This window comes from Priestia megaterium (assembly GCF_046599315.1).
GTDB classification, from domain to species: domain Bacteria; phylum Bacillota; class Bacilli; order Bacillales; family Bacillaceae_H; genus Priestia; species Priestia megaterium_F.
Genome location: NZ_JBKIKC010000028.1, coordinates 2,501 through 24,530, shown reverse-complemented (window position 1 = coordinate 24,530; position 22,030 = coordinate 2,501). Strand labels below are relative to the sequence as shown.

Genomic DNA, 22,030 nt, shown 5'->3' with positions numbered 1-22,030 from the left:
TATGAATAAAGGTGAGAGAAAATGAAACCAAATATCGGTATTGTTAACGCATTAATTCGACTCACACTAGGTTTTACCCTTCTTTCTTGGACAACATCTCGTTTATCTCGTAGACCGTACAAAGATTCATACATCTTCTTAGGGCTAATGGGAGCTTTAAAAGTTGCAGAAGGCATCACACGTTTTTGCCCCCTTACGTACGCGTATGATTCATGTCAAAAACACGATGACTATGAACACCATCCAAATGGAAATGAAGAAACATATAACCCTTCATAAGATAAAAAGGAGAGCCGGAGCTCTCCTTTTTTATTTTAAAGCTGTTTTTGTTAATGCACGATGACCGATATCCTTGCGGTAGAAAAAGCCTTTTTCTACATCGATATGAGCCATTTGTTTGTATACTTCTTGCTGAGCTTCTTGAAGTGTTGCTCCTTTAGCACCTACTAATAGAACACGGCCGCCGTTTGAGACGTATGTTTCGTTTTCTAAAGCTGTACCAGCGTGGAAGACAAGCGCATCTTCACTAATCGCATCTAACCCATTGATTGGCGCGCCTTTTTCATAATCTTCTGGGTAACCTGCTGCTGCTAATACGATTCCAATAGCCGCTTCGTCATCCCATTCAATTTCTACTTTTTCTTCCTTCAAAATGCGAAGAAGCACATCTACTAAATCGCTTTTCATACGCGGCAGTACAACCTGTGTTTCAGGATCTCCAAAACGCGCATTAAACTCAATAACTTTTGGTCCTTTTTGTGTTTGAATCAGCCCAGCATATAGAATTCCTGTATACTCACAGCCTTCTTCAGCTAATCCTTTAGCCATTGGAAGTAAGATGTTGTCTACAGCCTCTTGTACTTCTGAATCGCTGATTTGCGGAACAGGAGAGTAAGCTCCCATGCCTCCTGTATTCGGACCTTGATCGCCATCAAAAGCACGCTTATGATCTTGTGCAATTACCATTGGATACACATTCGTACCGCGTACAAATGCCATCAATGAAAATTCTTCACCATCCAAAAATTCTTCTACAACTACTTTTGCACTTGCTTCTTTAAATTTTTGGTCAACTAGAAAATCACGTAATGTATCTACAGCTTCTTCCACTGTTAAAGCAACAGTTACACCTTTTCCAGCCGCTAAGCCATCAGCTTTAATAACAATTGGAGCGCCTTGCTTTTCCACATACGCTTTTGCTTCCTCGTAAGACGTAAATGTTTCATACGCTGCGGTTGGAATGTCATACTTTTTCATGAGCTCTTTTGCAAAGCTTTTGCTTCCTTCAATCATCGCTGCTTGTTTGCGCGGTCCAAAGACCGGAAGACCTTCTTGTTCAAATCGATCAACAATGCCTTCAATTAGCGGATTTTCTGGTCCAACAATTGTTAATCCAACCTTATTTTCTTTTGCAAATAGCACTAGCTCTTCTTGGCTGCTCTCATCGATTGGTACAATCGTTGCAACGTCTCTCATGCCTGGATTTCCTGGTGCTACAAACACTTCGTTAACAAGTGGACTTTTTGAAGCTTTCCATGCAATTGTATGCTCTCTTCCGCCTTTTCCAATAACTAAAACATTCACGTTCTTCACCTCATTAATGTTTAAAATGTCTTACGCCTGTAAATACCATTGCAATGCCGTATTCATCTGCTTTTGCAATTGACTCTTCATCACGAATTGATCCGCCCGGCTGAATAATAGCTGTAATTCCTGCTTTAGCTGCTGCTTCTACTGTATCGCCCATTGGGAAGAACGCATCTGAACCTAGAGCTGATCCTTTTGCTTTTTCACCCGCTTGTTCAATTGCGATTTTTGCAGCGCCCACGCGATTCATTTGACCAGCACCTACGCCAATTGTCATGTCATCTTTTGCAAGTACAATAGCATTAGACTTAACATTTTTAACAACTTTCCATGCTAATTTTAAATCTGCCCACTCTTTTTCTGTTGGCTCGCGTTTCGTTGGAACCGTAATCGTTGCATCGTCAAATCCGAATACATCTTCATCCTGAACAAGAACGCCGCCTTTTACAGATGTTAAGAAAGCTTCTTTTTCTGCTTTTTCATCAAGCTCTATCGTTAGTAAACGAAGGTTTTTCTTAGCTGTTAATACATCTAATGCTTCTTGATCAAACGCAGGAGCAATAATGATTTCTAAGAAAATTTCTTTTAATTGAATAGCCGTTTCACGATCAATAGGACGGTTAGCTGCTACGATGCCGCCAAAGATAGATGTAGGATCCGCTTCATATGCTTTTTGATAAGCTTGAGCAATTGTCTCACCTACACCTACACCGCAAGGATTCATATGTTTAATCGCTACGATAGCCGGCTCTTTGAATTCTTTTACGATTTGAAGAGCTGCATTTGCATCGTTGATATTATTGTATGATAACTCTTTTCCATGCAGCTGCGTAGCCGTTGCAATAGAACCTTTTTGTGTTAACGGCTTTTTATAGAAAGAAGCTTGTTGGTGAGGGTTTTCTCCGTATCGTAAGCCTTGAACACGCTCATACGTTACTGTTAATTTCTCGGGAGTTGTTTCACCTGTAATGTTTGTTAAGTATTCAGCGATTAATGCATCATAAGCTGCCGTATGGCGGAATACTTTTGCTGCTAATCGTTGATTGGTTTCAAATGAAACATTGCCATCCGCTCTTAACTCTTTTACTACGGTTGCGTAATCGCTTGGATCTACTACAACTGAGACAGAACGATAGTTTTTCGCAGCTGAACGAAGCATTGTAGGTCCACCGATGTCAATATTCTCAATCGCTTCAGCAAGCGTTACATCCTCTTTTTCAATTGTCTTTTTAAATGGGTATAAGTTTACAACTACAAAGTCGATTGGCGAGATATTATGCTCTTTCATTTGAGCTTGATGCTCTTTATTATCGCGTAACGCTAATAAAGCACCGTGAACATTAGGATGCAATGTTTTTAAACGACCGTCTAAAATTTCTGGGAAACCAGTTACTTCAGAAATTCCGATAACGTCAATGCCGTTTTCTTCTAGGGTACGCTTTGTACCGCCAGTCGAAATAATTTCTACTCCTAAGTCCTTTAGTTCTTGTGCAAATGAAACAATACCTTCTTTATCAGATACGCTAATAAGCGCGCGTTTTGCTGTCATTTTGTAAACTCCTCCTGATCCGATCTCTCGTTTAAAATCTTTCTTTCACTACTACTCTACCATAGTAAAGGATTAAAACTTTTTTGACAAGGTTACATCCTATTTATTTAACTGCCGCTTGTTCAAATAATTCATTCAGTACCGCGGGATAAAATTGATGTTCAATTTCATGAATACGGGTCTCAACTGTTTCTCGTGTATCGCCGTTTTCAATGCGAATAGCCTGCTGATCAATAATTGGTCCTGTATCCATTCCTTCATCTACAAAATGCACGGTAATTCCAATCACTTTTACTCCTGCATCAAAAGCTTGACCAATAGCATCAATCCCAGGAAATGCAGGTAAAAGCGACGGATGAATATTCACAATACGATTTTTATATGGCTGAAGCAACGTCGAACCAACTAAGCGCATATATCCTGCTAAAACAAGAAATTCTACTTTAGCTGATGTAAGCTCTGCAAGAATTGCTTCTTCGTAAGCTTCTTTATTTTCATAGTTTTTAGGCGAACAAACAAAGCATGGTATTCCACATGCTTTTGCTCGTTCAATTACGTATGCATCCGGTTTATTGCAAACAACAAGCGCGATATTTGCTTTTAATCGACCTGACTGAGTTGCTTCATAGATGGATTGAAAATTACTGCCGTTTCCAGAAGCAAACACTGCAATGTTTATCATGCAAACGTCCCTCCAGCAAATTCAACACCTGTTCCTTCTTTTACACGTCCAATAACAAATGCTTTTTCGCCTTCGTTTTCAATTGCTTCAATGACTTTATTCATATCTTCAGGTTCAACAGCTAAAACAAATCCGATTCCCATGTTGAATACTTCAAACATTTCTTTACGGTCTAGCTTGCCTTGCTCTTCAAGGAAATCAAACACGTATGGAATTGGCCATGAACCGTAATCAATTTCTACACCTAAACCTTCAGGAAGCATACGAGGGATATTTTCAACAAATCCGCCGCCAGTAATATGAGCCATACCTGCAACCTTAGCTGCATGTAATGCTTTTAGAACCGGCTTCACGTATATTTTTGTTGGCGTTAATAACTCAACTCCAAGCTTTTCATTAAAACCAGCATAAGTTTCGTGGAGATTTAACCCTTGATCATCAACAATTTTACGTACAAGAGAGTAGCCGTTGCTGTGAATACCGCTAGAGGAGATACCAATCAACAGCTGACCAGCTTTAATCTCATCTCCAGTAATAATTTCTGACTTTTCTACTGCTCCTACTGTAAACCCAGCAAGATCATATTCATCTTCTTCGTATAAACCTGGCATTTCAGCTGTTTCTCCGCCAATTAACGCACAGTTGGACTGTTCACAGCCGTCTGCAATCCCTTTTACAATCGATTCAATTTTTTCAGGAACTGCTTTCCCACAAGCAATATAATCTAAGAAATAAAGAGGCTCTGCTCCTTGTGCTAACACGTCGTTTACACACATGGCAACTGCATCCACACCAATTGTGTCATGCTTATCCATTTGAAAAGCAAGCTTCAATTTTGTTCCTACTCCATCTGTACCAGAAACAAGAACAGGTTCTTTTAAATTTAATGTAGATAAATCGAACATTCCGCCAAAGCCGCCGACTGTTCCCATAATACCTGCACGAGCAGTGCGTTCTACGTGCTTTTTAATACGTGAAACAGCTTCATATCCTGCTTCTAAGTCAACTCCAGCTTGTTTATATGAATATGACATGTTGTCACTCCTTTTTTACGTTAAAACTAACAAGTTACCTTTTCATGGGGGTGTACAGTATCTGGATAAATTTCAGTCGGATACTTTCCAGTGAAACATGCCATACACTGTCCGCCGTTGCCTTCATACTGTCTGCCGATTGCATCTACTAATCCTTCGTTGCTTAAGAAAACAAGTGAATCAGCTTCAATCAATTCACGAATTTCTTCAACAGAGCGTGTAGCAGCAATTAGCTCAGAGGATGACGACGTGTCAATTCCATAAAAACATGGATTTTTAATAGGTGGTGAACTGATGCGTACGTGTACTTCAGTTGCTCCTGCTTCCCGAAGCATACGAACAATGCGACGGCTTGTTGTGCCGCGAACGATAGAATCATCTACCATGACAACACGTTTACCCTCTACAATTTTACGTACTGGAGACAGCTTCATTTTTACACCTTGTTCACGCAATTCTTGTGAAGGCTGAATGAATGTACGGCCTACGTATCGATTCTTAATTAAACCTAATTCGTATGGGATACCTGACTGTTCTGCAAAACCGATCGCTGCTGAAATACTTGAATCTGGAACTCCTGTCACAACGTCTGCTTCAATTGGTGACTCAACTGCAAGTTGTTTCCCTAAATTCTTACGAGCAGAGTGAACATTAATGCCATCAATATTACTATCTGGTCTTGAGAAATAAATATATTCCATACTGCAAATTGCGCGGTTTACGTTTAATGTGAAGCGCTCTGATTGAATACCTTCATCATTAATAATGAGTAATTCACCAGGCTCTACATCACGCTCATGAACTGCTCCAACAATATCAAACGCACATGTTTCAGAAGCTACTACATAAGCATCGCCTAATCGTCCAATTGATAACGGACGCAATCCGTGAGGGTCAAGTGCAACCATCATAGCCTCTTCTGTTAAAATAACGAACGCATATGCACCTTTGACCATTGATAAAGCATTTTTCACTTTATCTTTCATATCTTCATAGCCGCTTCGTTTAATTAAATGAGCAAGTACTTCTGTATCAGATGTTGATTGAAAAATACTCCCCTGGTTTTCCAGCTGATGCTTTAATGCATTTGCATTAACCAAGTTTCCGTTATGAGCTAACGCAATGCTTCCGCTATGAGAGCGGAAGTGAAGGGGTTGAACATTTTCAAACCCTCCGCCTCCAGCTGTTGCATAACGAACGTGTCCAATTGCTGCTTTACCGTTTAATTGCTCTAACTCTCCGTGGCCAAATACTTCGTTAACAAGACCGACGCCTTTCATTACTGTCACTTTTTCACCGTCTGTTACAGCAATACCAGCCCCTTCTTGTCCGCGGTGTTGCAAGCTATGCAAACCGTAATAAGCAATCTGACTTGCATTTTCATGTCCCCATACACCGAATACGCCACATTCTTCGTTTAAGCCTTTGATTTCAGCAAGCATGGAAGTGCTCCTTTCCAAGCAGTAGTTAATTCCTCAACTGATAATTGAACAAGAACATTTTCTTGATTTTTAACAGTTAATGTTGCGTCTTCTGTTACGCGTCCTACTAATGTTGCATCTTGTACAAGCATTTCGAATTTTTCTTTATTCTCTGGTGAAACCGTTACGATAAAGCGTGATTGTGTCTCACTAAATAGTTCTGCTGTTGCTTCGCCGTTTACCGTTACGTCCACACCTAATCCGCTGCCGTTCATCACTTTTTCAGCTAGGGCTACCGCGAACCCTCCTTCTGCAATGTCATGAGCAGATTGAACTGCGCCTTGACGAATTGCTTGAAGAAGCTGATCTTGACGTGTTTTTTCAACTGCTAAATCTAATTTAGGTGAATGACCAAATACCGTGCCGTTTTCTAGTACTTTTTGAAGCTCAGTACCTGCGAATTCTGCTTCAGCTTCACCAATAACATAGATTAAGTCATCTTTTTGCTTCGCATATTGAGTTGTAATATGGTTGATATCGTCAATCAAACCAACCATTCCAATAACAGGAGTTGGGTAAATTGCTTCACCTTTTGTTTCATTGTAAAGAGATACGTTACCGCCGATAACCGGAGTTGATAGCTCACGGCAAGCGTCGCTCATACCGTCTGTTGCTTTTTCAATTTGCCAGAAGATTTCTGGTTTTTCAGGGTTACCGAAGTTTAAGCAGTCTGTAATCGCAAGAGGCTGTGCACCTGAACATACAAGGTTACGAGCAGCTTCTGCCACTGCAATACGACCGCCTACTTCCGGGTCTAGGTATAAATAGCGAGAGTTACAGTCTGTTGTCATCGCTAATGCTTTATTTGTATCACGTACACGAACAACGGCAGCGTCAGATCCAGGAGATACAACTGTGTTTGTACGCACTTGATAGTCATATTGATTGTAAACCCACTCTTTGTTTGCAATAGTAGGCTGTTTTAAAAGTGTTACTAACATATCACTGTGATTTTCAACAGTAGGAGCATATGCTGCCTGCTCTTGGAACTCACGATAGTATGCTGGTTCTTGAGATGGCTTGTGGTATACCGGTGCATCTTCTGCTAATGCATCTACAGGAACATCTGCTACTACTTCTCCGTTATGAGTTAAACGAAGGCGCTTATCATCCGTTACGTGACCGACTGAAACAGCTTCTAATCCGTATTTTTCAACGATTTCTACGATTTCATTTTCACGGCCTTTTTCAACAACGATGAGCATGCGCTCTTGAGATTCTGAAAGCATCATTTCATATGGTGTCATGCCTGTTTCACGCTGAGGTACAAGATCAAGGTTCATTTCAATACCAGAACCTGCTTTACTCGCCATCTCTGCTGAAGAACTTGTTAAGCCTGCAGCACCCATATCTTGAATACCAACTAAAGCGTCACACTTAATAAGCTCTAAGCAAGCTTCAAGAAGAAGTTTCTCCATAAATGGATCTCCTACTTGTACAGCAGGACGTTTTTCATCTGATTGATCAGACAGTTCTTCAGAAGCAAATGTTGCGCCGTGGATACCGTCGCGTCCCGTTTTTGCTCCTACGTACATAACTGTGTTGCCAACGCCTTTAGCTTGCCCTTTTTGAATGTCTTCGTGATTAATCAAACCAACACACATAGCGTTAACAAGTGGATTTCCTTCATATGAAGCTTCAAACTGAATTTCTCCGCCTACTGTTGGGATTCCTACACAGTTACCATAACCTGCGATTCCTGCTACTACTTCCTCAAACAAATGACGAACCTTTGGAGATGTTAATTCACCAAAACGCAAAGAGTTTAAAAGTGCAATCGGTCTTGCTCCCATTGAAAAGACGTCACGAATGATACCACCTACACCAGTTGCTGCTCCTTGATAAGGTTCAATAGCTGATGGATGGTTATGACTTTCGATTTTAAATACAACGGCTTGGTTGTCACCGATATCAACGATACCCGCTCCTTCACCAGGACCTTGTAATACTTTTTCACCCGTGATAGGGAATTTTTTCAGTACAGGCTTAGAGTTTTTATAACTGCAGTGCTCTGACCACATAACAGAGAATAAGCCCGTTTCTGTATAGTTAGGAGTACGACCAAGCAATTGCTCTACATTCGCAAACTCTTCGTCTGTTAATCCCATGTCTCGATATAACTTTTGTTCTTTAATTTGCTCTACATTTGGTTCAAGAAGTAACGACATTTTGTTCCCTCCACTGCTTTACGATTGATTGAAATAATTTAAGTCCGTCCGCGCTTCCTAAAAGATCGCTTACCGCTCTTTCTGGGTGAGGCATCATTCCTAATACGTTACCTGTTTCGTTCGTAATCCCTGCAATATCTTGAAGACTTCCGTTTGGATTATCACCTGCGTATTGGAAAAGAATCTGGTTGTTTTCAATCAATTTTTGTAACGTGTGTTCATCACAATAGTAGTTGCCTTCACCGTGTGCCACTGGAATAGCAATTACTTCATCTTTGCCATAAGCATTTGTAAACATTGTTTCGTTATTAGCTACTTTCAAATTCACTGTTTTACAGATGAATTTTAAGTTTTCATTACGGCGCATAGCACCTGGCAGTAATCCTGCTTCTAATAAAATTTGGAATCCATTACATACACCTAGTACTGGTTTCCCTTGGCTCGCTGCTTTTTTTACAGCGTCCATTACATTTGAAAAGCGAGCAATAGCGCCTGAACGAAGGTAATCTCCATATGAGAAGCCACCTGGCAGTAAGATACCATCATATTGATCTAATGATTCTGTATCGTGCCAAACGTACTCTACTTCTTCACCAAGCTCATCTTTGATAGCATGATACATATCTACGTCACAGTTTGATCCTGGAAAAACAATTACAGCAAATTTCACTGTACGACAACCTCCTCAACCTCGTAACGGTAATCTTCAATTACTGTATTAACTAAAAGCTTTTCACACATTTCTTTTACGCGCTCATCTAATGAATCTGTGCTGTCGATTGTTAGCTCTAAAAATTTACCGATACGTACTTCTTGTACTTCTTCATAAGACATACGGTGCAATGAATTTTTAACGGCTACTCCTTGAGGGTCTAATACACTTTCTCTTAATGTGACAAATACTTTTACTTTATACATGGTTGGGTTATCCTCCGATTCGCTGTAAGATTTTTTCGTATGCTTCTGTTAAACCGCCTAAGTCTCTGCGGAATACATCTTTATCTAACTTCTCGTTCGTATGAACATCCCAGAAGCGGCAAGTGTCAGGTGAAATTTCATCCGCCAAAATAATGTCGCCTTGAGAAGTACGGCCGAATTCTAATTTAAAATCTACCAAGAAAATATCTTTATCTTTAAAAAATCTCGATAATACTTCGTTAATTTGAAGTGCTTGTGCTTTTAGACTATCAATCTCTTCTTGAGTTGCAACTTTAAGGAATATCGCATGTTCTGCAAGAATTAATGGATCACCAAGAGCGTCATCTTTGTAGTAAAGTTCAACGATTGGCTGTTCAAAACGAATACCTTCTTCTACGCCAATTCGCTTCGCAAGGCTTCCTGCTGTAGCATTTCGTACAACAACTTCTAGCGGGACAATTTCTACTTTCTTAACCGCTTGTTCATGATCTGAAAGCTGCTTCACAAAGTGAGTTGTAATCCCTTGCTCATGTAACATTGAAAATAGTAAACTACTAATTTGGTTGTTCAGCTGTGCTTTTCCGCTAATCTCTGCTTTTTTCTGACCGTTGAATGCTGTAGCTTCATTTTTATAAGCAACCCACAATACATCTTGCTCATCAGTAGCGTAAATTTTTTTCGCTTTTCCTTCATAAAGTAACTCTTGCTTTTCCATGCTGTCACCTCTACATACAGAATATTCAGATACACTTTCTTAGATAAAGGCAAGGACGTGCCTTGCCTTTTTTATTAAAGACCTAAACGTTCAAAAATCATGTCTACGTTTTTTAAATGGTGCTTATGATCGAAACAATCTTCAATCTCTTCTGGTGATAAGTGGCGAGTAATACGCTCTTCGCCTTCAATTAAAGAACGGAATGGAACTTGAGTTTCCCATGCTTCCATTGCTTTTGGCTGTACTAAGTCGTATGCTTCTTCACGTACCATACCTTTATTGATTAGTGTTAACAGTACACGCTGTGAGTAGATTAATCCTAGTGTACGATCCATGTTTCGCTTCATGTTGTCAGGGAATACTGTTAAGTTTTTAACAATGTTTGCAAAACGATTTAACATGTAATTTAAAGCAATTGTTGCATCAGGTAAGATGACACGCTCTGCTGATGAATGAGAGATGTCACGCTCATGCCAAAGTGGTACATTATCATAAGCTGTAACCATATAGCCGCGGATTAAGCGAGCAAGCCCAGTTACGTTCTCAGAACCAATTGGATTACGTTTATGAGGCATTGCAGATGATCCTTTTTGACCTTTTGCAAAATACTCTTCAACCTCACGCGTTTCACTCTTTTGAAGACCGCGAACTTCTACTGCAAATTTCTCAATAGATGTCGCAATTAACGCTAGCACTGACATATAGTGTGCATGACGGTCACGCTGTAATGTTTGCGTAGAGATTGGTGCTGGTGAAATCCCTAACTTCTCACATACGTATTTTTCAACGAAAGGATCGATGTTAGCGAACGTTCCAACCGCTCCTGACATTTTACCGAATTCCACTTCAGCGGCTGCACGTTTTAAACGCTCTAAGTTACGCTTCATTTCTTCGTACCATAATCCCATTTTCAAACCAAATGTCGTTGGCTCAGCGTGTACACCGTGCGTACGTCCCATCATAACCGTATACTTATGCTCTTGAGCTTTTTCTTTTAGTACTTCTACAAAGCGCTCTACGTCACTTAGCAAAATTTCGTTAGCTTGTTTTAATAAATAAGATAGAGCTGTATCAACTACATCAGTTGAAGTCAAACCGTAGTGTACCCACTTACGCTCTTCACCAAGCGTTTCAGATACTGCGCGAGTGAAAGCTACTACGTCATGACGTGTTTCTTGTTCAATTTCATTGATGCGGTTAATATCAAAAGATGCATTTTGACGAATTAACTTTACATCTTCTTTTGGAATATGTCCTAATTCTGACCATGCTTCACAAGCTAGAATTTCAACTTCTAACCAAGCTTTAAATTTATTTTCTTCTGTCCAAATAGCTGCCATTTCTGGTCTTGTATAACGTTCAATCATGTTGTTACTTCCTCCGTTCTTTCCCAAATTCCTAGAGATTCGGCTTTTTCTATCGCCTCATCTATCTTATCAGCTAATACCGTAATATGTCCCATTTTTCTCTTTTCTTTTGCAACTTTTTTTCCGTACAAATGTAAGTGCATATCATTTAAACATTCGATTTTTGCCATTGTGTTCTCAATATGTTCCCCTAATAGGTTAACCATAACAGCAGGTTTTAATAAAGTCGGCTGTGCTAGGGTCCAGTTACAAATGGCTCTTACATGCTGCTGAAATTGAGAAAGATCACAAGCATTGATTGAATAATGACCTGAATTATGAGGTCTAGGTGCCATTTCATTTATATAAATCTGACCTTCTTTAGTTAGGAACATCTCAACTGCTAACGTACCAACTAAATCTAATCCCTTTGCTATTTCTTGCGCATATTCAAGAGCTTTTGCTTCTTGATCTACTGTAATACGTGCTGGAACAATCGTTTGGTGTAAAATATGATGCTTATGAATGTTCTCAGCTACTGGTAAACATACCGTTTCGCCTTTTGCATTACGGTGTACAATAACTGATACTTCTTTATCTAAGTTCATCCACTGTTCTACAAGACATTCCGATTGCGCTAATAGCTCAGCTGCTTCACGAATATTATTCTCATTTTTCACTAGAACTTGCCCTTTACCGTCATATCCGCCTCGGCAAGTTTTTACGACACATGGATAACCGATTGTTTCGACAGCTTTTAAAAGTTCTTCTTCAGTCATAACGATTGCATAATCTGGAACGTCTAGATTAAGTTTTGTAATCATTTCTTTTTCTAAACGACGATTTTGTGTAACAGCTAGCAAATGGCTACCCTGTGGCACGTAGCACTTTGTTTCTAGCCATTTCATCATCTCAACATCAACGTTTTCAAATTCATAGGTGATAACATCTGACACTTCAGCAAGCTGTTCAATTGCTTTTCTGTCATCATAGTTACCAATGACTTTGATATCTGCCACTTGACCGCAAGGAGAATCTTCTGTTGGTTCAAGTACTGCAATGTAATAACCCATTTCCTTAGCAGATAGTGCAATCATTCTTCCTAGCTGTCCACCGCCTACGATTCCAATTGTTTTACCAGGAGGTATAAGTAAATTAGACAAGTTGATCACTACTTTCTAACACAGATGATTTAATAGACTCTCTACGATTTTCAAGTTGATCACTTAATGTTGGATCTTGTGTTGCTAAGATTTGCGCTGCTAGCAGACCAGCGTTCGTAGAACCAGCTTTTCCAATAGCTACTGTAGCTACCGGTACGCCGCCTGGCATTTGAACAATCGATAAAAGTGAATCTAAACCGTTTAAGTTACTTGATTTAACCGGTACCCCTATCACAGGTAAAATTGTTTTTGCAGCAATCATACCAGGTAAGTGAGCAGCACCACCAGCGCCAGCAATAATAACTTTAATTCCTCGTTCTTTCGCTGTTTCAGCGTACTCAAACATATAATCCGGCGTTCGATGGGCCGATACAACTTTCTTTTCATATTGAATATTTAATTCATCTAAAATGTCACACGCATATTTCATAGTGCTCCAGTCTGACTGACTGCCCATTACAACAGCAACTTTTACATTCATGAATAAAAGCTCCTTTTTCACGTTATAAAAAAACCTAGGGTAGTTGTGGCTCACTAAAGGAAAGCCACAACTACCCTAGGTTTCATGTATCGACATTCCTTTTGAAAAGGAATCATGTTTACCTATTTAGTAATTGTACTCTCCTCATAGTCCAATGATTTACGGTCATCAGGTAGAAACTCGTGGGCCATATTCCCACTATTATATGAGGTTTCGGATATCTCAATTGATAACTTAATAATAACAGCCAATCCAGAAAAAAGTTTTTTTATTTTGCCTGGCAACGTCCTACTCTCACAGGGACAAAGTCCCAACTACCATTGGCGCTAAAGAGCTTAACTTCCGTGTTCGGTATGGGAACGGGTGTGACCTCTTCGCTATCGCCACCAGACATGAGATTGTTCTCTCAAAACTAGGTAACAGTTGCTGAGTAAAGCATGTGCTTTTCAAATCTTGGTTAAGTCCTCGATCGATTAGTATCAGTCAGCTACACGTGTCGCCACGCTTCCACCTCTGACCTATCAACCTGATCATCTTTCAGGGATCTTACTAGCTTGCGCTATGGGAAATCTCATCTTGAGGGGGGCTTCATGCTTAGATGCTTTCAGCACTTATCCCGTCCACACATAGCTACCCAGCGATGCCTTTGGCAAGACAACTGGTACACCAGCGGTGTGTCCATCCCGGTCCTCTCGTACTAAGGACAGCTCCTCTCAAATTTCCTACGCCCACGACGGATAGGGACCGAACTGTCTCACGACGTTCTGAACCCAGCTCGCGTACCGCTTTAATGGGCGAACAGCCCAACCCTTGGGACCGACTACAGCCCCAGGATGCGATGAGCCGACATCGAGGTGCCAAACCTCCCCGTCGATGTGGACTCTTGGGGGAGATAAGCCTGTTATCCCCGGGGTAGCTTTTATCCGTTGAGCGATGGCCCTTCCATGCGGAACCACCGGATCACTAAGCCCGACTTTCGTCCCTGCTCGACTTGTAGGTCTCGCAGTCAAGCTCCCTTGTGCCTTTACACTCTACGAATGATTTCCAACCATTCTGAGGGAACCTTTGGGCGCCTCCGTTACATTTTAGGAGGCGACCGCCCCAGTCAAACTGCCCACCTGACACTGTCTCCCGGCCCGATTAGGGCCGCGGGTTAGAATTTCAATACAGCCAGGGTAGTATCCCACCGACGCCTCCACCGAAGCTAGCGCTCCGGCTTCTCAGGCTCCTACCTATCCTGTACAAGCTGTACCAAAATTCAATATCAGGCTACAGTAAAGCTCCACGGGGTCTTTCCGTCCTGTCGCGGGTAACCTGCATCTTCACAGGTACTATAATTTCACCGAGTCTCTCGTTGAGACAGTGCCCAGATCGTTACGCCTTTCGTGCGGGTCGGAACTTACCCGACAAGGAATTTCGCTACCTTAGGACCGTTATAGTTACGGCCGCCGTTTACTGGGGCTTCGATTCAGAGCTTCTCCCAAAGGATAACCCCTCCTCTTAACCTTCCAGCACCGGGCAGGCGTCAGCCCCTATACTTCGCCTTGCGGCTTCGCAGAGACCTGTGTTTTTGCTAAACAGTCGCCTGGGCCTATTCACTGCGGCTCTCTCGGGCTATACACCCTACCAGAGCACCCCTTCTCCCGAAGTTACGGGGTCATTTTGCCGAGTTCCTTAACGAGAGTTCTCTCGATCACCTTAGGATTCTCTCCTCGCCTACCTGTGTCGGTTTGCGGTACGGGCACCTCCCGCCTCGCTAGAGGCTTTTCTTGGCAGTGTGGAATCAGGAACTTCGGTACTATAGTTCCCTCGTCATCACAGCTCAGCCTTAATGATGAGCGGATTTGCCTACTCATCAGCCTAACTGCTTGAACGCGCATATCCAGCAGCGCGCTTACCCTATCCTACTGCGTCCCCCCATTACTCAAACGGCGGGGAGGTGGTACAGGAATATCAACCTGTTGTCCATCGCCTACGCTTTTCAGCCTCGGCTTAGGTCCCGACTAACCCTGAGCGGACGAGCCTTCCTCAGGAAACCTTAGGCATTCGGTGGACAAGATTCTCACTTGTCTTTCGCTACTCATACCGGCATTCTCACTTCTAAGCGCTCCACCAGTCCTTACGGTCTGACTTCGCTGCACTTAGAACGCTCTCCTACCACTGACATCTAAGATGTCAATCCACAGCTTCGGTGATACGTTTAGCCCCGGTACATTTTCGGCGCAGAGTCACTCGACCAGTGAGCTATTACGCACTCTTTAAATGGTGGCTGCTTCTAAGCCAACATCCTGGTTGTCTAAGCAACTCCACATCCTTTTCCACTTAACGTATACTTGGGGACCTTAGCTGGTGGTCTGGGCTGTTTCCCTTTTGACTACGGATCTTATCACTCGCAGTCTGACTCCCATGGATAAGTCTTTGGCATTCGGAGTTTGACTGAATTCGGTAACCCGTTGGGGGCCCCTAGTCCAATCAGTGCTCTACCTCCAAGACTCTTACAACATGAGGCTAGCCCTAAAGCTATTTCGGAGAGAACCAGCTATCTCCAGGTTCGATTGGAATTTCTCCGCTACCCACACCTCATCCCCGCACTTTTCAACGTGCGTGGGTTCGGGCCTCCATTCAGTGTTACCTGAACTTCACCCTGGACATGGGTAGATCACCTGGTTTCGGGTCTACAACCACATACTAAACGCCCTATTCAGACTCGCTTTCGCTACGGCTCCGCCTTATCGGCTTAACCTTGCATGGGATCGTAACTCGCCGGTTCATTCTACAAAAGGCACGCCATCACCCATTAACGGGCTCTGACTACTTGTAGGCACACGGTTTCAGGATCTCTTTCACTCCCCTTCCGGGGTGCTTTTCACCTTTCCCTCACGGTACTGGTTCACTATCGGTCACTAGGGAGTATTTAGCCTTGGGAGATGGTCCTCCCAGATTCCGACGGAATTTCACGTGTTCCGCCGTACTCAGGATCCACTCAAGAGGGAACGAAGTTTCAACTACAGGGTTGTTACCTTCTTTGACGGACCTTTCCAGGTCGCTTCATTTACTTCGTTCCTTTGTAACTCCGTATAGAGTGTCCTACAACCCCAAGAGGCAAGCCTCTTGGTTTGGGCTAATTCCGTTTCGCTCGCCGCTACTCAGGAAATCGCATTTGCTTTCTCTTCCTCCGGGTACTTAGATGTTTCAGTTCCCCGGGTCTGCCTTCAATATCCTATGTATTCAGATAAAGATACTGTTCCATTACGAACAGTGGGTTTCCCCATTCGGAAATCTCCGGATCAAAGCTCACTTACAGCTCCCCGAAGCATATCGGTGTTAGTCCCGTCCTTCATCGGCTCCTAGTGCCAAGGCATTCACCGTGCGCCCTTTCTAACTTAACCATTAGCGAATAAATGGTACAACATACTGTTGTGTTATTTATTGGTTTGATTAAAGAAAAGTTTCACTTTTCCTCAGCTATTACTGTTATCTAGTTTTCAAAGAACAATCGCAACCAAAATTCTTCTTATTAGATAAGAAGAAAGTAGTGTGCTTTCTATAATTGAGAGATTGAACTCTCAAAACTGAACAAAGTGTCAAAACGTACGTCTTATAAAAATCCTTAGAAAGGAGGTGATCCAGCCGCACCTTCCGATACGGCTACCTTGTTACGACTTCACCCCAATCATCTGTCCCACCTTAGGCGGCTAGCTCCTTACGGTTACTCCACCGACTTCGGGTGTTACAAACTCTCGTGGTGTGACGGGCGGTGTGTACAAGGCCCGGGAACGTATTCACCGCGGCATGCTGATCCGCGATTACTAGCGATTCCAGCTTCATGTAGGCGAGTTGCAGCCTACAATCCGAACTGAGAATGGTTTTATGGGATTGGCTTGACCTCGCGGTCTTGCAGCCCTTTGTACCATCCATTGTAGCACGTGTGTAGCCCAGGTCATAAGGGGCATGATGATTTGACGTCATCCCCACCTTCCTCCGGTTTGTCACCGGCAGTCACCTTAGAGTGCCCAACTTAATGCTGGCAACTAAGATCAAGGGTTGCGCTCGTTGCGGGACTTAACCCAACATCTCACGACACGAGCTGACGACAACCATGCACCACCTGTCACTCTGTCCCCCGAAGGGGAACGCTCTATCTCTAGAGTTGTCAGAGGATGTCAAGACCTGGTAAGGTTCTTCGCGTTGCTTCGAATTAAACCACATGCTCCACCGCTTGTGCGGGCCCCCGTCAATTCCTTTGAGTTTCAGTCTTGCGACCGTACTCCCCAGGCGGAGTGCTTAATGCGTTAGCTGCAGCACTAAAGGGCGGAAACCCTCTAACACTTAGCACTCATCGTTTACGGCGTGGACTACCAGGGTATCTAATCCTGTTTGCTCCCCACGCTTTCGCGCCTCAGCGTCAGTTACAGACCAAAAAGCCGCCTTCGCCACTGGTGTTCCTCCACATCTCTACGCATTTCACCGCTACACGTGGAATTCCGCTTTTCTCTTCTGCACTCAAGTTCCCCAGTTTCCAATGACCCTCCACGGTTGAGCCGTGGGCTTTCACATCAGACTTAAGAAACCGCCTGCGCGCGCTTTACGCCCAATAATTCCGGATAACGCTTGCCACCTACGTATTACCGCGGCTGCTGGCACGTAGTTAGCCGTGGCTTTCTGGTTAGGTACCGTCAAGGTACAAGCAGTTACTCTTGTACTTGTTCTTCCCTAACAACAGAGTTTTACGACCCGAAAGCCTTCATCACTCACGCGGCGTTGCTCCGTCAGACTTTCGTCCATTGCGGAAGATTCCCTACTGCTGCCTCCCGTAGGAGTCTGGGCCGTGTCTCAGTCCCAGTGTGGCCGATCACCCTCTCAGGTCGGCTATGCATCGTTGCCTTGGTGAGCCGTTACCTCACCAACTAGCTAATGCACCGCGGGCCCATCTGTAAGTGATAGCCGAAACCATCTTTCAATCATCTCCCATGAAGGAGAAGATCCTATCCGGTATTAGCTTCGGTTTCCCGAAGTTATCCCAGTCTTACAGGTAGGTTGCCCACGTGTTACTCACCCGTCCGCCGCTAACGTCATAGAAGCAAGCTTCTAATCAGTTCGCTCGACTTGCATGTATTAGGCACGCCGCCAGCGTTCATCCTGAGCCAGGATCAAACTCTCCGAAGAAATGTTTGACTTGCTCAATTTAAAAATAAAAATTAACGTTGACGTTTGTCACTTTGTTCAGTTTTCAAAGTTCAACCGCCGCTCTTGAGCGACTTTAATATCTTATCAAGTTATCAACGTAATGTCAACAACTTTTTAAAAGAAAAGAGAGATCTTTTCCAGCCTGGCAACGTCCTACTCTCACAGGGACAAAGTCCCAACTACCATTGGCGCTAAAGAGCTTAACTTCCGTGTTCGGTATGGGAACGGGTGTGACCTCTTCGCTATCGCCACCAGACAAGAGATTGCTCTCTCAAAACTAGATAACAGTTCGCTGAGTAAAGCTTACGCTTTTAAAGTTTGGTTAAGTCCTCGATCGATTAGTATCAGTCAGCTACACGTGTCGCCACGCTTCCACCTCTGACCTATCAACCTGATCATCTTTCAGGGATCTTACTAGCTTGCGCTATGGGAAATCTCATCTTGAGGGGGGCTTCATGCTTAGATGCTTTCAGCACTTATCCCGTCCACACATAGCTACCCAGCGATGCCTTTGGCAAGACAACTGGTACACCAGCGGTGTGTCCATCCCGGTCCTCTCGTACTAAGGACAGCTCCTCTCAAATTTCCTACGCCCACGACGGATAGGGACCGAACTGTCTCACGACGTTCTGAACCCAGCTCGCGTACCGCTTTAATGGGCGAACAGCCCAACCCTTGGGACCGACTACAGCCCCAGGATGCGATGAGCCGACATCGAGGTGCCAAACCTCCCCGTCGATGTGGACTCTTGGGGGAGATAAGCCTGTTATCCCCGGGGTAGCTTTTATCCGTTGAGCGATGGCCCTTCCATGCGGAACCACCGGATCACTAAGCCCGACTTTCGTCCCTGCTCGACTTGTAGGTCTCGCAGTCAAGCTCCCTTGTGCCTTTACACTCTACGAATGATTTCCAACCATTCTGAGGGAACCTTTGGGCGCCTCCGTTACATTTTAGGAGGCGACCGCCCCAGTCAAACTGCCCACCTGACACTGTCTCCCGGCCCGATCAGGGCCGCGGGTTAGAATTTCAATACAGCCAGGGTAGTATCCCACCGACGCCTCCACCGAAGCTAGCGCTCCGGCTTCTCAGGCTCCTACCTATCCTGTACAAGCTGTACCAAAATTCAATATCAGGCTACAGTAAAGCTCCACGGGGTCTTTCCGTCCTGTCGCGGGTAACCTGCATCTTCACAGGTACTATAATTTCACCGAGTCTCTCGTTGAGACAGTGCCCAGATCGTTACGCCTTTCGTGCGGGTCGGAACTTACCCGACAAGGAATTTCGCTACCTTAGGACCGTTATAGTTACGGCCGCCGTTTACTGGGGCTTCGATTCAGAGCTTCTCCCTAAGGATAACCCCTCCTCTTAACCTTCCAGCACCGGGCAGGCGTCAGCCCCTATACTTCGCCTTGCGGCTTCGCAGAGACCTGTGTTTTTGCTAAACAGTCGCCTGGGCCTATTCACTGCGGCTCTCTCGGGCTATACACCCTACCAGAGCACCCCTTCTCCCGAAGTTACGGGGTCATTTTGCCGAGTTCCTTAACGAGAGTTCTCTCGATCACCTTAGGATTCTCTCCTCGCCTACCTGTGTCGGTTTGCGGTACGGGCACCTCCCGCCTCGCTAGAGGCTTTTCTTGGCAGTGTGGAATCAGGAACTTCGGTACTATAGTTCCCTCGTCATCACAGCTCAGCCTTAATGATGAGCGGATTTGCCTACTCATCAGCCTAACTGCTTGAACGCGCATATCCAGCAGCGCGCTTACCCTATCCTACTGCGTCCCCCCATTACTCAAACGGCGGGGAGGTGGTACAGGAATATCAACCTGTTGTCCATCGCCTACGCTTTTCAGCCTCGGCTTAGGTCCCGACTAACCCTGAGCGGACGAGCCTTCCTCAGGAAACCTTAGGCATTCGGTGGACAAGATTCTCACTTGTCTTTCGCTACTCATACCGGCATTCTCACTTCTAAGCGCTCCACCAGTCCTTACGGTCTGACTTCGCTGCACTTAGAACGCTCTCCTACCACTGACATCTAAGATGTCAATCCACAGCTTCGGTGATACGTTTAGCCCCGGTACATTTTCGGCGCAGAGTCACTCGACCAGTGAGCTATTACGCACTCTTTAAATGGTGGCTGCTTCTAAGCCAACATCCTGGTTGTCTAAGCAACTCCACATCCTTTTCCACTTAACGTATACTTGGGGACCTTAGCTGGTGGTCTGGGCTGTTTCCCTTTTGACTACGGATCTTATCACTCGCAGTCTGACTCCCATGGATAAGTCTTTGGCATTCGGAGTTTGACTGAATTCGGTAACCCGTTGGGGGCCCCTAGTCCAATCAGTGCTCTACCTCCAAGACTCTTACAACATGAGGCTAGCCCTAAAGCTATTTCGGAGAGAACCAGCTATCTCCAGGTTCGATTGGAATTTCTCCGCTACCCACACCTCATCCCCGCACTTTTCAACGTGCGTGGGTTCGGGCCTCCATTCAGTGTTACCTGAACTTCACCCTGGACATGGGTAGATCACCTGGTTTCGGGTCTACAACCACATACTAAACGCCCTATTCAGACTCGCTTTCGCTACGGCTCCGCCTTATCGGCTTAACCTTGCATGGGATCGTAACTCGCCGGTTCATTCTACAAAAGGCACGCCATCACCCATTAACGGGCTCTGACTACTTGTAGGCACACGGTTTCAGGATCTCTTTCACTCCCCTTCCGGGGTGCTTTTCACCTTTCCCTCACGGTACTGGTTCACTATCGGTCACTAGGGAGTATTTAGCCTTGGGAGATGGTCCTCCCAGATTCCGACGGAATTTCACGTGTTCCGCCGTACTCAGGATCCACTCAAGAGGGAACGAAGTTTCAACTACAGGGTTGTTACCTTCTTTGACGGACCTTTCCAGGTCTCTTCATTTACTTCGTTCCTTTGTAACTCCGTATAGAGTGTCCTACAACCCCAAGAGGCAAGCCTCTTGGTTTGGGCTAATTCCGTTTCGCTCGCCGCTACTCAGGAAATCGCATTTGCTTTCTCTTCCTCCGGGTACTTAGATGTTTCAGTTCCCCGGGTCTGCCTTCAATATCCTATGTATTCAGATAAAGATACTGTTCCATTACGAACAGTGGGTTTCCCCATTCGGAAATCTCCGGATCAAAGCTCACTTACAGCTCCCCGAAGCATATCGGTGTTAGTCCCGTCCTTCATCGGCTCCTAGTGCCAAGGCATTCACCGTGCGCCCTTTCTAACTTAACCATTAGCGAATAAATGGTACAACATACTGTTGTGTTATTTATTGGTTTGATTAAAAGAAAAGTTTCACTTTTCCTCAGCTATTACTGTTATCTAGTTTTCAAAGAACAATCGCAACCAAAATTCTTCTTATTAGATAAGAAGAAAGTAGTGTGCTTTCTATAATTGAGAGATTGAACTCTCAAAACTGAACAAAGTGTCAAAACGTACGTCTTATAAAAATCCTTAGAAAGGAGGTGATCCAGCCGCACCTTCCGATACGGCTACCTTGTTACGACTTCACCCCAATCATCTGTCCCACCTTAGGCGGCTAGCTCCTTACGGTTACTCCACCGACTTCGGGTGTTACAAACTCTCGTGGTGTGACGGGCGGTGTGTACAAGGCCCGGGAACGTATTCACCGCGGCATGCTGATCCGCGATTACTAGCGATTCCAGCTTCATGTAGGCGAGTTGCAGCCTACAATCC

13 protein-coding genes, 6 rRNA genes and 1 riboswitch (1 of these 20 only partly in view) are annotated in these 22,030 nt (G+C 44.1%); of the genes, 1 reads left to right on the top strand and 18 read right to left on the bottom strand.

The genetic code is table 11. The features are described 5' to 3' along the window. The first annotated feature begins 21 nt into the window (after positions 1–21). On the top strand, positions 22–279 hold the full coding sequence (locus tag ACLHDF_RS31980; RefSeq protein ID WP_413922340.1) for a DUF2892 domain-containing protein: 258 nt from the start codon (positions 22–24) through the stop codon (positions 277–279). A 30-nt stretch (positions 280–309) separates the two neighbouring features. On the opposite strand, the gene purD is transcribed toward ACLHDF_RS31980, so the two are convergent. From purD to ACLHDF_RS31890, 18 genes are all read right to left on the bottom strand, one after another. Continuing rightward, entirely contained in the window at positions 310–1,584 is a 1,275-nt protein-coding gene (purD, locus tag ACLHDF_RS31975; protein ID WP_413922339.1) for a phosphoribosylamine--glycine ligase, read from the bottom strand. A 13-nt stretch (positions 1,585–1,597) separates the two neighbouring features. Next, on the bottom strand, positions 1,598–3,136 hold the full coding sequence (gene purH / locus ACLHDF_RS31970; RefSeq protein WP_413922338.1) for a bifunctional phosphoribosylaminoimidazolecarboxamide formyltransferase/IMP cyclohydrolase: 1,539 nt from the start codon (positions 3,134–3,136) through the stop codon (positions 1,598–1,600). A 103-nt stretch (positions 3,137–3,239) separates the two neighbouring features. Beyond that, complete coding sequence (gene purN, locus ACLHDF_RS31965; RefSeq protein ID WP_413922337.1) at positions 3,240–3,818, bottom strand: phosphoribosylglycinamide formyltransferase; 579 nt, start codon at positions 3,816–3,818, stop codon at positions 3,240–3,242. Next, a complete protein-coding gene (purM, locus tag ACLHDF_RS31960) occupies positions 3,815–4,852 on the bottom strand; it encodes a phosphoribosylformylglycinamidine cyclo-ligase (RefSeq protein ID WP_014461935.1) in 1,038 nt (345 codons plus the stop codon). Before purM ends, purN begins: the two co-directional genes overlap by 4 nt. A 26-nt stretch (positions 4,853–4,878) precedes the next feature. Beyond that, entirely contained in the window at positions 4,879–6,294 is a 1,416-nt protein-coding gene (gene purF / locus ACLHDF_RS31955; RefSeq protein WP_116078220.1) for an amidophosphoribosyltransferase, read from the bottom strand. Beyond that, positions 6,270–8,501: a phosphoribosylformylglycinamidine synthase subunit PurL gene (gene purL, locus ACLHDF_RS31950; RefSeq protein WP_413922336.1), complete on the bottom strand. Its 2,232-nt coding sequence runs from the start codon at positions 8,499–8,501 to the stop codon at positions 6,270–6,272. Before purL ends, purF begins: the two co-directional genes overlap by 25 nt. Next, entirely contained in the window at positions 8,485–9,171 is a 687-nt protein-coding gene (gene purQ, locus ACLHDF_RS31945) for a phosphoribosylformylglycinamidine synthase subunit PurQ (protein WP_413922335.1), read from the bottom strand. The genes purL and purQ overlap by 17 nt, the downstream gene beginning before the upstream one ends. Continuing rightward, positions 9,168–9,419, bottom strand: coding sequence for a phosphoribosylformylglycinamidine synthase subunit PurS (gene purS, locus ACLHDF_RS31940; RefSeq protein ID WP_014461938.1), 252 nt, complete (start codon positions 9,417–9,419; stop codon positions 9,168–9,170). The genes purQ and purS overlap by 4 nt, the downstream gene beginning before the upstream one ends. A 7-nt stretch (positions 9,420–9,426) precedes the next feature. Next, on the bottom strand, positions 9,427–10,134 hold the full coding sequence (purC, locus tag ACLHDF_RS31935; protein WP_413922334.1) for a phosphoribosylaminoimidazolesuccinocarboxamide synthase: 708 nt from the start codon (positions 10,132–10,134) through the stop codon (positions 9,427–9,429). 74 nt (positions 10,135–10,208) lie between these two features. Further along, on the bottom strand, positions 10,209–11,501 hold the full coding sequence (gene purB / locus ACLHDF_RS31930; RefSeq protein ID WP_413922333.1) for an adenylosuccinate lyase: 1,293 nt from the start codon (positions 11,499–11,501) through the stop codon (positions 10,209–10,211). After that, positions 11,498–12,643 (bottom strand): 5-(carboxyamino)imidazole ribonucleotide synthase, encoded by a 1,146-nt coding sequence (gene purK, locus ACLHDF_RS31925; RefSeq protein WP_413922332.1) that lies wholly within the window; start codon positions 12,641–12,643, stop codon positions 11,498–11,500. Before purK ends, purB begins: the two co-directional genes overlap by 4 nt. Continuing rightward, the gene (purE, locus tag ACLHDF_RS31920) at positions 12,636–13,124 is read right to left on the bottom strand and encodes a 5-(carboxyamino)imidazole ribonucleotide mutase (RefSeq protein WP_028412533.1); all 489 of its coding nucleotides are present in this window, start codon (positions 13,122–13,124) and stop codon (positions 12,636–12,638) included. Before purE ends, purK begins: the two co-directional genes overlap by 8 nt. 127 nt (positions 13,125–13,251) lie before the next feature. After that, a riboswitch (purine riboswitch) is annotated at positions 13,252–13,353 on the bottom strand. 46 nt (positions 13,354–13,399) lie between these two features. Further along, positions 13,400–13,515, bottom strand: a 5S ribosomal RNA gene (gene rrf, locus ACLHDF_RS31915). A gap of 62 nt (positions 13,516–13,577) precedes the next feature. After that, positions 13,578–16,513: ribosomal RNA gene (locus ACLHDF_RS31910) — 23S ribosomal RNA — on the bottom strand. A 225-nt stretch (positions 16,514–16,738) separates the two neighbouring features. Next, positions 16,739–18,290: ribosomal RNA gene (locus ACLHDF_RS31905) — 16S ribosomal RNA — on the bottom strand. A gap of 161 nt (positions 18,291–18,451) precedes the next feature. Continuing rightward, positions 18,452–18,567 (bottom strand): 5S ribosomal RNA (gene rrf / locus ACLHDF_RS31900). 62 nt (positions 18,568–18,629) lie between these two features. Further along, a 23S ribosomal RNA gene (locus ACLHDF_RS31895) occupies positions 18,630–21,565 on the bottom strand. A 226-nt stretch (positions 21,566–21,791) separates the two neighbouring features. Then, positions 21,792–22,030: ribosomal RNA gene (locus tag ACLHDF_RS31890) — 16S ribosomal RNA — on the bottom strand; it runs 1,173 nt beyond the window's last position. Together the 16S, 23S and 5S rRNA genes form the textbook arrangement of a ribosomal RNA operon.

Bases quoted from the DNA above. Each gene is read 5' to 3' on its own strand.
- ACLHDF_RS31980 (WP_413922340.1), top strand. From the start codon at position 22: ATGAAACCAAATATCGGTATTGTTAACGCATTAATTCGACTCACACTA.
- purH (WP_413922338.1), bottom strand. From the start codon at position 3,136: ATGACAGCAAAACGCGCGCTTATTAGCGTATCTGATAAAGAAGGTATT.
- purN (WP_413922337.1), bottom strand. From the start codon at position 3,818: ATGATAAACATTGCAGTGTTTGCTTCTGGAAACGGCAGTAATTTTCAA.
- purM (WP_014461935.1), bottom strand. From the start codon at position 4,852: ATGTCATATTCATATAAACAAGCTGGAGTTGACTTAGAAGCAGGATAT.
- purF (WP_116078220.1), bottom strand. From the start codon at position 6,294: ATGCTTGCTGAAATCAAAGGCTTAAACGAAGAATGTGGCGTATTCGGT.
- purL (WP_413922336.1), bottom strand. From the start codon at position 8,501: ATGTCGTTACTTCTTGAACCAAATGTAGAGCAAATTAAAGAACAAAAG.
- purS (WP_014461938.1), bottom strand. From the start codon at position 9,419: ATGTATAAAGTAAAAGTATTTGTCACATTAAGAGAAAGTGTATTAGAC.
- purC (WP_413922334.1), bottom strand. From the start codon at position 10,134: ATGGAAAAGCAAGAGTTACTTTATGAAGGAAAAGCGAAAAAAATTTAC.
- purB (WP_413922333.1), bottom strand. From the start codon at position 11,501: ATGATTGAACGTTATACAAGACCAGAAATGGCAGCTATTTGGACAGAA.
- purE (WP_028412533.1), bottom strand. From the start codon at position 13,124: ATGAATGTAAAAGTTGCTGTTGTAATGGGCAGTCAGTCAGACTGGAGC.